The sequence below is a fragment of the Nocardioides sp. genome (genome assembly GCF_051876515.1).
Classification (GTDB): Bacteria; Actinomycetota; Actinomycetes; order Propionibacteriales; family Nocardioidaceae; genus Nocardioides.
Genome location: NZ_JBJEHY010000127.1, coordinates 1 through 10,343, shown reverse-complemented (window position 1 = coordinate 10,343; position 10,343 = coordinate 1). Strand labels below are relative to the sequence as shown.

Below are 10,343 nucleotides of genomic sequence, written 5' to 3'. Positions count from 1 at the left end.
TCTTCGACAGCGGCGCCGCAGACGTCAAGGGTGCCGGTGGCACCGTGCTCGACGGCGACCAGGCCTTCGCGCTGCACGACACCTACGGCTTCCCGATCGACCTGACCCTGGAGATGGCCAGCGAGGCCGGTCTCAGCGTCGACGAGGACGGCTTCCGCTCCCTGATGGCCGAGCAGCGGGCCCGGGCCAAGGCCGACGCGCGCGCCAAGAAGGGCCAGCACGCCGACACCCACGTCTACCGCGACATCCTCGACGCCAACGGCCCCACCGAGTGGCTGGCCTACGAGACCCTCGAGACCGAGTCGCGCCCGCTCGCGCTCCTGCGCGAGGGGGAGTCCGTCGGCTCGCTGGCGACAGGCGAGGTCGGCGAGATCGTCCTCGACCGCACCCCGTTCTACGCCGAGTCCGGCGGCCAAGCCGCCGATGCCGGGCGGATCGAGTTCGACGGTGGTGTCCTGGAGGTCCTCGACGTCCAGCGTCCCGTGCGTGGCCTGGTCGTCCACCAGGTGCGGGTGCTCGAGGGCGAGCTGCCCGCCGACGTCCGTGACCTGCACGCCAAGGTCGACCCCCAGTGGCGTCTGGGCGCCCGTCAGGCTCACTCGGGCACCCACGTGGTGCACGCCGCCCTGCGAGAGGTGCTCGGGCCCACGGCCCTGCAGTCCGGCTCGTACAACCGTCCCGGCTACCTGCGACTGGACTTCGGCTGGACCCAGTCGCTGACCCCGCAGCAGGTCAAGGACATCGAGGCTGTCTCCAACGAGGCCCTGCGCGCCGACCTGCCCGTCGGTTGGCAGTACATGACCCTGTCGGAAGCCAAGGAGTGGGGCGCGATCGCCCTGTTCGGCGAGACGTACGACAACACCAAGGTGCGCGTCGTCGAGATCGGCGGCCCGTGGTCGCGCGAGCTGTGCGGCGGTACGCACGTGGACCACTCCTCGCAGATCGGCACGCTCGTCGTGACCGGTGAGGCCTCGGTGGGCTCGGGCAACCGCCGCATCGAGGCGTACACGGGCCTGGAGGGCTTCGCCTACCTGGCCCGCGAGCGTGACGTGGTGGCCCAGCTGACCGGCATGCTCAAGACCCAGCCCGACGACCTGGTCGGTCGGGTCAGCGACGTGGTCGAGCGGCTCAAGGCCACCGAGAAGGAACTCGAGAAGCTCCGCGTGGCCCAGCTGCTGGCCGGTGGCGCCCAGATGGCGGCCTCGGCCGTCGACGTCGCCGGCGTGTCCCTCGTGGCCGCCCGCGTGGACGGCGCCGGAGGTGGCGACGTCCGGACGATCGCCACCGACGTACGGGCGCGTCTGGACGCCTCGCGGCCCGGTGCGGTGGTTCTGCTCGGTGTCGCCGACGGCAAGGTCTCCGTGGTCGCTGCGGTCAACGAGGCTGGCCGTGCGGCAGGCGTGTCGGCCGGCGACCTGGTCCGTGCCACGGCCCCCCACATCGCGGGCAAGGGCGGCGGCAAGCCCGACATGGCCCAGGGTGGCGGCACCGACGCCTCCGGCGTCGACGCGGCGCTCGAGGCCGTGCGCGCGGACGTGGCGCGGTCGGCCGGCCAGGGCTGACGTGCGCTTCGGCAAGCGGCTCGGCATCGATCCGGGGGACGCCCGGATCGGTGTCGCTGTCAGCGACCCCACGGGCTTCCTCGCGACGCCCGTGGAGACGGTCCGCCGCGGCAAGGGCGACCTGCGCCGCATCCAGCGGATCGCGGAGGAGCAGGAGGTCGTCGAGATCGTCGTCGGGCTGCCCCGCTCGCTGTCCGGTGCGGAGGGGCCCGCGGCCGTGAAGACGCGCGAGTTCGCGCAGCAGCTGGCGCGGCGGGTTGCCCCCGTGCCTGTCAGGCTGTGTGATGAACGCTTGACCACGGTCTCGGCGGAGGCAATGCTTCGCGATCGTGGGAAGAAGGGCGCCAAGCGACGCGAGGTCGTCGACCAGGCCGCGGCGGTGCTGATCCTTCAGAACGCACTCGACACCGAACGTTCGAGTGATCGGGCACCCGGAGAGATCGTCGAGGTGAGTGATGACTGAGTACGAGGACACCTACGTGGAGGGTGGCCGCCGCCGCGCGAGGAAGAGGCGCAGCCCTGTGGGCTGTGTCGTCGCGCTGCTGGTGCTCGCCCTGGTCGTCGGGGGTGCCTGGTACGTCGTGGATCGTGGCGTCACGTGGGTCCAGGACGCGTTCGGCGAGGCCGCGGACTTCGAGGGGCCCGGCAGCGGCGACGTGCTCTTCGAGGTGCGCGAGGGTGACTCCGCCACCCAGATCGGTCGCAACCTCAAGGACGCCGGCGTGGTGGCGTCCGTGGACGCCTTCATCGAGGCGACCCGGGCCGAGCCGAAGTCGAGCGGCATCCAGGTCGGCTTCTACCCGCTGAAGAAGGAGATGTCGGCGGCCGGCGCGCTCGCGGTCCTGATCGACCCCGACAAGCAGGTCCGCGCCAGCGTGACCATCCCCGAGGGTCTGCGGGTCGTCGACATCGTCGACGTCATCGCCAAGAACACCGACTTCTCCGCCGCCCAGGTCGAGAAGGCGCTGAAGAAGGACATCGGGCTGCCCGACTACGCCAACGGCAACGCGGAGGGCTACCTGTTCCCGGCCACCTACGCGGTGACCCCGGGCCAGGACGCCGCCGACCTGCTGCGCGCGATGGTGAAGCGCTGGCGCCAGGCGGCCGACGAGGCCGACCTCGAGGCCAGGGCCGAGGAACTGGGCAAGACGCCGGCGGAGGTCATGATCATCGCCTCGCTCATCGAGGCCGAGGGGCGCGGCGACGACATGCCCAAGATCTCGCGGGTGATCTACAACCGGCTCGACGGCCCCGGCGACAAGGGCGGCACCAACGGGACGCTCGGCATCGACGCCTCCAACGCCTACGGGCTCGGCCTGTCAGGCACCACGCAACTCACCGCCGACCAGCTCGCCCAGGACACCCCGTACGAGACGAGGCGCCGCGCGGGCCTCCCGCCGACGCCGATCGAGTCGCCCGGCGACGACGCCATCCAGGCGGCGCTCAACCCCGCCGACGGTCCTTGGTACTACTACGTGACGGTCAACCTGGAGACCGGCGAGACGAAGTTCAGCGAGTCCTACGAGGAGTTCCTGGCCAACTCGCGCGAGTACGACGCCTACTGCGACACCGTGGACCGCTGCTGATGGCAGGACGGCGGTGCGGGGTGCTCGGTGACCCGATCGAGCACTCCCTGTCGCCGGTCCTGCACCGGGCCGGGTACAAGGCCCTCGGGCTGGACTGGACCTACGACGCGCACCGGGTGCCGAGCGGCGGGTTGGCTGGGTTCTTCGCTGGCCTGGACGACGCGTGGCGAGGCCTGTCGTTGACCATGCCGCTCAAGCGTGAGGCGATGGCCCTGGTCGACGAGGTCGATGCCCACGGTTCCCTCTCCGGAGCGGTGAACACCGTGGTGCTCGACCAGGGCCGCCTGCTCGGCGCCAACACGGACGTGCCCGGCGCGGTCGCGGCGATCCGGGAGCGGGTCGCGGGGGAGGTCCGTACGGGGGTGGTGCTCGGCGGCGGGGCCACCGCCACCTCCACCGGGCTCGCCCTGTGCGACCTGGGCGCCAGCGAGGTGACGGTCGTCGTCCGCGACCCCGCACGGGCCCGCGAGACGGTCGAGGCGATCAGTGCCCACCCGTCGCGGCCCGTCGTGCGCGTCGACCTGCTCGACGCCGCTGGTGCCTTCCGTGCCGACGTCGTCGTCTCGACGGTCCCGGCAGCCGCCCAGGGCGAGCTGCTCGTCGACCGCTGCGCGGAGGTCCCGGCCGTGTTCGACGTGATCTACCACCCCTGGCCCACGCCGCTGGCGCGCAGTGCCGAGCAGAGCGGGCGGACGCTGGTCGGAGGGTTGGACCTCCTGGTCCACCAGGCCGTCCTGCAGTTCGAGCTGTTCACCGGGGTCCCGGGCCCGTTGGAGTCGATGCGCGACGCGGGTGTGCGGGCGCTGGAGGAGCGGAGCACCTGTGCCGACTGAGTGGTGGGTCGTCCTCGTCGGGGCCGTCGCGGGCGCCGTCGGTGGCTGGCTGGTTCCTCGACTGGTGGCCTCCATCCCCGAACCGGAGGTCCTGGCCGCCAGGGCCGAGGCCATGCAGGCCGAGCGCGCCGCCTCGCGGGCCACGGGCGCAGGCCAGGGGAGTGCTCCCGAGGACACCGAGCCCGCCGTCGAGCCCGTGCCGGACCCCGTCGTGGACGAGGTCGGGGCGGACGACGAGCCGCCCAAGCCGTTGTACGCCGACCTGGCGGCCGTCCCACGGCTGGGGGCGTGGTGCGCTCTCCTGGGAGCCGGGGCCGGCGCGCTGCTCGGCTGGTCCACGGGGCTGGACTGGCCGCTGCTGTGGTTGTGGGGCCTGATCCCGGTCCTGGTCGCGCTGGCGTACGTCGACCTGCGCACCAAGCTCCTGCCCACCGTCGTGGTGGTCCCCGCGACGCTCGCCACGCTCGTGGTCGTGGTGGCGGTCGGGCTGCTCACCGGGGCCACGGACTCCCTGCTGCGCGCCGTGATCGCCATGGTGGGGGTGCGGACCTTCTACCGTGTGCTGTACGCGCTCCGCAGCTCGGGCATCGGATTCGGTGACGTCCGGCTCGCGGCCCTCCTCGGGCTCGTCATGGGATGGGCCGGCTGGGGCGCGGCGGTGATCGGCACGATCCTGCCGTTCTTCCTCATGGCGTTGCCGTCGGTGGCCCTGGGCGCGGTCGCTATGGTCCGCCGCGACTCCTCGTTCCTCAAGGTCTCCTGGCCGTTCGGCCCGTTCATGGTCGTGGCCGTCGTGGTCGCCCTCGTCTGGGGCAACGACGTCGCCGCGTACATCTGGGGCTGAGCGCCCCCACGTCTCGTCCGGGCGGGACCGGCGTCGCGGTCCGGAACGATCGTGAAAGACTGCGCGCATGCTTCGTTGGCTCACTGCGGGCGAGTCCCACGGCCCTTCGCTGGTCGCGATCCTCGAGGGTCTGCCCGCCCACGTCCAGGTCACCTCTGACGACATCTCCGACGCCCTCGCGCGCCGGCGCCTCGGCTACGGCCGCGGCGCGCGGATGAAGTTCGAGCAGGACGCCGTCCGGTTCATCGGTGGTGTGCGCCACGGCAGCACCCAGGGCGGCCCGGTGGCCATCGAGGTCGGCAACACCGAGTGGCCCAAGTGGGAGAAGGTCATGTCGGCCGACCCGGTCGACGAGGCCGAGCTCGAGACGATGGCACGCAACGCGCCGTTGACCCGCCCCCGCCCCGGCCACGCCGACCTCGCCGGCATGCAGAAGTACGACTTCGCCGACTCGCGCCCGATCCTGGAGCGGGCCTCGGCCCGCGAGACCGCGGCCCGGGTCGCGCTCGGCCGCGTCGCCAGCCACTTCATCGAGCAGACCACCGGTGCGCGGATCGTGTCCCACGTGGTCTCGATCGGCGGCGTGCGCACCCCGTCGTCCGAGGTCCCCGTCCCCGACGACGAGGCGCGCCTCGACGCCGACCCGGTGCGCTGCCTCGACCCCGAGGGCAGCGCGGCGATGGTGGCGCGGATCGACCAGGCGCACAAGGACGGCGACACCCTCGGCGGTGTCGTGGAGGTACTGGTCCACGGGTTGCCGCCGGGCCTGGGCTCCCACGTGCACTGGGACCGACGCCTCGACTCCCGCCTCGCCGGCGCCCTCATGGGCATCCAGGCCATCAAGGGCGTGGGCGTGGGCGACGGGTTCGACCTGGCTGACACGCCCGGCTCGCTGGCGCACGACGAGATCGTCTCGACCGACGAGGGCCTGCGACGCGTCTCGGGCCGTGCGGGTGGCATCGAGGGCGGCATGACGACGGGTGAGGTCGTGCGCGTCAGCGCCGCCATGAAGCCGATCGCGACCGTCCCGCGTGCGCTGCGCACCGTCGACGTCGCCACCGGCGAGCCGGCCGTCGCGCACCACCAGCGTTCCGACGTGTGTGCCGTTCCCGCGGCCGGCATCGTCGCCGAAGCGATGGTTGCCCTCGTCGTGGCCGAGGCCATCACCGAGAAGTTCGGTGGCGACTCGGTCGGGGAGACCCGGCGCAACGTCGAGACGTACCTGTCGAACCTGCGGTACCAGTAGTGGGCGGCGCGGTCCCCACGCGTCCGCGCGTCGTGCTGGTCGGCCCGATGGGGGCTGGCAAGACGACGGTGGCCGGACTGCTGGGTCAGCGGTGGGGCGTCGGCGTGCGCGACACCGACCAGGACATCGAGGCCGACGAGCAGCGACCCGTCCAGGAGATCTTCGTGGACTCCGGCGAGGACTACTTCCGCGACGCGGAGGTCCGTGCCGTGGCCCGCGCTCTCGAGGAGCACCCGGGCGTCCTCGCCCTGGGCGGGGGAGCGGTGCTGCGTCCCGAGACCCGTGAGGCGCTCGCCGGCCACCGCGTCGTCTTCCTGCGGGTGGGGCTGAGCGAGGCCGTCCAGCGGGTCGGTCTCGGGGTCGGGCGACCGCTGCTGCTCGGCAACGTGCGCACCAAGGTCAAGGCTCTGCTCGACGAGCGCACCCCCATCTACGAGGCCGTGGCCACCGTCACGGTCGACACGGACGGACGTGGCGCCGACGAGGTGGCCGACGAGATCATCCGCGTGCTGGACGCGCAGGAGCAGGGAGACACCGATGAGTGACACCGTGATGCACGTGGGCGGCGCGTCGCCGTACGACGTGGTGGTGGGCCACGACCTCGCCGGAAGGCTGCCCGAGATCCTGGGCCCCTCCGTGGAACGGGTCGCCCTGCTCTTCGCCGGCGCCCTGGGAGAACTGGCGCAGCCGGTCGCGGACGTGCTCAGCGAGCACTACGACGTGCTCGCTCTCGGCCTGCCCGACGGCGAGACCGGCAAGAACGCCTCCGTGGTGAACGACTGCTGGGAGGCGCTCGGCATGGCCGGGTTCACCCGCTCGGACGCCGTGGTGACCTTCGGCGGTGGGTCCGTGAGCGACCTCGGCGGCTTCGTCGCGGCGACCTGGCTGCGCGGCGTACGCGTGGTGCACATGCCGACCACCGTCCTGGGCATGGTCGACGCGGCCGTCGGTGGCAAGACCGGCATCAACACGGCGTCGGGCAAGAACCTCGTGGGCGCCTTCCACGAGCCCGCGGGCGTCCTGTGCGACCTCACCACGCTGGCGTCGCTGCCGCGTGAGGAGTTCGTCGCCGGCATGGGCGAGGTCGTGAAGTGCGGCTTCTTCGGTGACACCGACATCCTGGAGCTCGTGGAGTCGTCCGACGTCGAGACCCTGCTGGACCCCACCTCCGCCGTGCTGCGCGAGCTGGTGGAGCGCGCCATCCAGGTCAAGATCGACGTCGTCGTCGACGACCTGAAGGAGACCGGTGGCAAGGACGGCCACCCCGGCCGCGAGGTCCTCAACTACGGGCACACCCTGGCCCACGCCATCGAGCTGGCCACCGCGTACCAGGTCCGACACGGTGAGGCGGTGGCCATCGGGTGCGTCTTCGTCGCCGAGCTGGCCGCGCGCGCGGGGCTGTTGGGAGCCGACGACCTCGCCCGGCACCGTACGGCCCTGTCCCGGGTCGGGCTCCCCACGACCTTCGACGAGGTCGACTTCGACCAGCTGCTCGACGCCATGCGGATCGACAAGAAGTCGCGTGGCTCGCAGCTGCGGTTCGTGGTGGTGGAGGGGATCGGCAAGCCGCGCATCCTCGCCGGCCCCGACGAGGCGCTCCTCCGCGAGGCGTACGCCGCGATCGGCGGTGCGGCATGAGGGCAGTGCTCGTGCTCAACGGCCCCAACCTGGGCCGGTTGGGGCGCCGGCAGCCCGAGATCTACGGCACGACGACGCACGCCGAGCTCGCGGACCTGTGCGTGGCGTGGGGGAGGGACCTCGGCCTCGAGGTCTCGGTGCGCCAGACCAACCACGAGGGCGAGCTGCTCGACTGGCTCAACGCGGCCGCCGACGACGGGACCCCCGTGGTGCTCAACGCGGGAGCGTGGACGCACTACTCCTTCGCCCTGTACGACGCGTGCGCCCAGCTGACAGCACCGCTGGTGGAGGTGCACCTCTCCGACCCGAAGGCCCGCCCGGAGGTGTTCCGGCACACGTCGGTCGTCGAGCCGCACGCGGTCGCCACGGTGGCCGGCCACGGGGTCGACGGCTACCGCCAGGCGCTCGAGCACGCGGCCTCCGCGCTCGCCGCGGACTGACCGGACCCGCCTCGGGCCGGCCCGGCGAGGGGTCGTTCCGGAGCCAGTTTCACGAGGGGCGCCCGCGCGCACTAAGATTTGGCGTTGGCCACACCCCCGAGACGTTAGGCGGACCTCCGCGCATGGCAACCACGAACGACCTCAAGAACGGCATGGTCCTCAAGCTCGAGGGACAGCTCTGGACCGTCGTCGAGTTCCAGCACGTCAAGCCCGGCAAGGGCCCGGCGTTCGTGCGGACCAAGCTCAAGAACGTGGAGTCGGGCAAGAACGTCGACAAGACGTTCAACGCCGGCACCAAGGTCGAGACGGCCAACGTCGACAAGCGCACGATGCAGTACCTCTACAACGACGGCTCCTCGTACGTCTTCATGGACACCTCGACGTACGACCAGCTCGAGGTTGCCCCGGAGATCGTCGGCGACGCCAAGAACTTCCTCCTGGAGAACCAGGAGGCCATCGTGGCCACCAACGAGGGCCGCGTGCTCTTCGTCGAGCTGCCCGCCTCCGTCGAGCTGCTGATCGCTGAGACCGAGCCCGGTCTGCAGGGCGACCGCTCCACCGGTGGCACCAAGCCGGCCACCCTGGAGACGGGTCACGTCATCCAGGTTCCCCTGTTCATCTCCGGCGGCGAGAAGGTCAAGGTCGACACCCGCGACTCCTCCTACCTCGGCCGTGTGAAGGGCTGACGTGTCTGCTCGCGGGAAGGCCCGCAAGCGGGCCCTCGACCTGTTGTACGCCTCGGAGATGCGCAGCGAGAGCCCGGTCGCGGCCCTCGAGCGCGCCGTCGAGGCGGGCGAGGGACCGACCAACCCGTACACCACCGAACTGGTGCGTGGTGTGGTCGAGCGCCAGAGCGACATCGACCGGATCCTGTCGATGTACAGCGAGAGCTGGACGCTCGAGCGGATGCCAGCGGTGGACCGCAACGTCCTGCGCATCGGGGTCCTCGAGCTCCTCTGGGCCGAGGACGTCCCCGAGGCCGTCGCGGTCTCCGAGGCGCTCGTGCTGGTCCGGGACCTCTCCACGGACGACTCGCCCACGTACGTGAACGGTGTGCTCGGAGCGGTGCTGCGCGACAAGCCGACGCTCCTCGAGGACATCGCGACCCGCGCGAGCGAGGACGCCGGCGACAACCAGTGACTCCGTCGGCGACGGACCTCCGCCGCCCACGAGGAGAGCCCCGGTGACCGTGACGGTCACCGGGGCTCTGCCGTACGTGGCCCTGCGGTGCGGGGCCCGACACGCTGGTTCAGGGACGCGGACGCCCGATCGCCTGGGCCAGGACCGAGGTGACGAGGTACTCGCGGACCTGGTCGGCGGAGACGGATCCGATGACGGGGACCCCGGGTGCGGACTCCTTGACGAGGATCCCGACGCGGGCGATCTGCAGGGCGCCGAGCCCGGTCGCGTACATCATGTTGGCCAGCAGGTTGGGGTCCTGCTTGCCGAACTCGCCTTGTGCGGTGCCCTCCTCGACGACGTCGGAGAGGATCGTCAGGCAGCCGGTCATGGCCTTGCCGAGGCGGAACAGCGCGCTCTCGCTGAGCTCGTCGAAGAGCTCGGCCCCGCGGCGACGCATCAGGGTCAGGGCACAGTCGACGAAGGCGGGGTACTCGATGCCGTAGTCCACGAACGCGGACACGATGGCGGTGAGGCGCTCCTCGGGGCTGCCCCCGTCGGTGGCCAGCGGGTGCAGGATCGCGCGGAGCTCCTCGAGGTAGCCGACGAGGGTGAGCGCGAACAGCTCCTCCTTGCCGATGAAGTGGCGGTAGACGATGGCACGGTTGATGCCGACCGCCTTCGCGATGTCCTCGATCTGGGCCTCGCTGACCCCCCGCTCGTCGAAGAGGTTGCGGGTCGCGTCGAGGATCTCCCGCTCGCGCTGGCGGCGACGTACCGCAGCGGCGGAACGACGGCCGTCGGTGGACTCGGACGGGACGGTGTCGGTGGACATGCGAGAAGTGTACGCAGTGTGGAACACCGTGTGACACGTCTGTGACGACAAGCCGGCGAACGGTTGGTCCCGGGCGGTGAACGGGCGCGGCTCAGAGGCGTTCTTGCAGGGTGGCGAGGGTGTCCGCCTGCGCGGCGGTCTTGTCGTCGCGGTAGCGGACGACACGGGCGAAACGGAGTGCGACGCCGCCGGGGTAGCGGGTGGAGCGCTGCACCCCGTCGAAGGCGATCTCCACGACCT

Annotated in this window: 12 protein-coding genes; 11 read left to right on the top strand and 1 reads right to left on the bottom strand. The window is 71.6% G+C overall.

Annotation, left to right across the window (positions count from 1 at the left end; translation table 11 throughout):
- From ACI379_RS09165 to nusB, 11 genes are all read left to right on the top strand, one after another.
- The coding region (locus tag ACI379_RS09165) for an alanine--tRNA ligase-related protein (protein ID WP_439791781.1) at positions 1-1,562 on the top strand (1,562 nt) is incomplete at its 5' end.
- A 1-nt stretch (position 1,563) separates the two neighbouring features.
- Positions 1,564-2,025: a Holliday junction resolvase RuvX gene (gene ruvX / locus ACI379_RS09160; protein ID WP_439791780.1), complete on the top strand. Its 462-nt coding sequence runs from the start codon at positions 1,564-1,566 to the stop codon at positions 2,023-2,025.
- Positions 2,018-3,148 carry an endolytic transglycosylase MltG gene (mltG, locus tag ACI379_RS09155; protein ID WP_439791779.1) on the top strand — a complete coding sequence of 377 codons (1,131 nt, stop codon included), beginning with the start codon at positions 2,018-2,020 and terminating at the stop codon, positions 3,146-3,148. Before ruvX ends, mltG begins: the two co-directional genes overlap by 8 nt.
- Positions 3,148-3,981 (top strand): shikimate dehydrogenase, encoded by an 834-nt coding sequence (locus tag ACI379_RS09150; protein WP_439791778.1) that lies wholly within the window; start codon positions 3,148-3,150, stop codon positions 3,979-3,981. The genes mltG and ACI379_RS09150 overlap by 1 nt, the downstream gene beginning before the upstream one ends.
- Positions 3,971-4,825 carry a prepilin peptidase gene (locus tag ACI379_RS09145; protein WP_439791777.1) on the top strand — a complete coding sequence of 285 codons (855 nt, stop codon included), beginning with the start codon at positions 3,971-3,973 and terminating at the stop codon, positions 4,823-4,825. The genes ACI379_RS09150 and ACI379_RS09145 overlap by 11 nt, the downstream gene beginning before the upstream one ends.
- 67 nt (positions 4,826-4,892) lie before the next feature.
- Complete coding sequence (gene aroC / locus ACI379_RS09140; protein WP_439791776.1) at positions 4,893-6,071, top strand: chorismate synthase; 1,179 nt, start codon at positions 4,893-4,895, stop codon at positions 6,069-6,071.
- On the top strand, positions 6,071-6,616 hold the full coding sequence (locus ACI379_RS09135; protein ID WP_439791775.1) for a shikimate kinase: 546 nt from the start codon (positions 6,071-6,073) through the stop codon (positions 6,614-6,616). Before aroC ends, ACI379_RS09135 begins: the two co-directional genes overlap by 1 nt.
- Positions 6,609-7,709, top strand: a complete 1,101-nt coding sequence (gene aroB / locus ACI379_RS09130) for a 3-dehydroquinate synthase (RefSeq protein ID WP_439791774.1) — start codon at positions 6,609-6,611, stop codon at positions 7,707-7,709. Before ACI379_RS09135 ends, aroB begins: the two co-directional genes overlap by 8 nt.
- Complete coding sequence (locus ACI379_RS09125) at positions 7,706-8,149, top strand: type II 3-dehydroquinate dehydratase (RefSeq protein ID WP_439791773.1); 444 nt, start codon at positions 7,706-7,708, stop codon at positions 8,147-8,149. The genes aroB and ACI379_RS09125 overlap by 4 nt, the downstream gene beginning before the upstream one ends.
- 122 nt (positions 8,150-8,271) lie before the next feature.
- Positions 8,272-8,835: an elongation factor P gene (gene efp / locus ACI379_RS09120; RefSeq protein WP_439791772.1), complete on the top strand. Its 564-nt coding sequence runs from the start codon at positions 8,272-8,274 to the stop codon at positions 8,833-8,835.
- A gap of 1 nt (position 8,836) precedes the next feature.
- Complete coding sequence (gene nusB, locus ACI379_RS09115) at positions 8,837-9,289, top strand: transcription antitermination factor NusB (RefSeq protein ID WP_439791771.1); 453 nt, start codon at positions 8,837-8,839, stop codon at positions 9,287-9,289.
- A gap of 109 nt (positions 9,290-9,398) precedes the next feature.
- On the opposite strand, the gene ACI379_RS09110 is transcribed toward nusB, so the two are convergent.
- Positions 9,399-10,103, bottom strand: a complete 705-nt coding sequence (locus ACI379_RS09110; RefSeq protein ID WP_439791770.1) for a TetR/AcrR family transcriptional regulator — start codon at positions 10,101-10,103, stop codon at positions 9,399-9,401.
- Positions 10,104-10,343: the final 240 nt, after the last annotated feature.

Bases quoted from the DNA above. Each gene is read 5' to 3' on its own strand.
- mltG (WP_439791779.1), top strand. From the start codon at position 2,018: ATGACTGAGTACGAGGACACCTACGTGGAGGGTGGCCGCCGCCGCGCG.
- ACI379_RS09150 (WP_439791778.1), top strand. From the start codon at position 3,148: ATGGCAGGACGGCGGTGCGGGGTGCTCGGTGACCCGATCGAGCACTCC.
- aroC (WP_439791776.1), top strand. From the start codon at position 4,893: ATGCTTCGTTGGCTCACTGCGGGCGAGTCCCACGGCCCTTCGCTGGTC.
- aroB (WP_439791774.1), top strand. From the start codon at position 6,609: ATGAGTGACACCGTGATGCACGTGGGCGGCGCGTCGCCGTACGACGTG.
- ACI379_RS09125 (WP_439791773.1), top strand. From the start codon at position 7,706: ATGAGGGCAGTGCTCGTGCTCAACGGCCCCAACCTGGGCCGGTTGGGG.
- efp (WP_439791772.1), top strand. From the start codon at position 8,272: ATGGCAACCACGAACGACCTCAAGAACGGCATGGTCCTCAAGCTCGAG.
- ACI379_RS09110 (WP_439791770.1), bottom strand. From the start codon at position 10,103: ATGTCCACCGACACCGTCCCGTCCGAGTCCACCGACGGCCGTCGTTCC.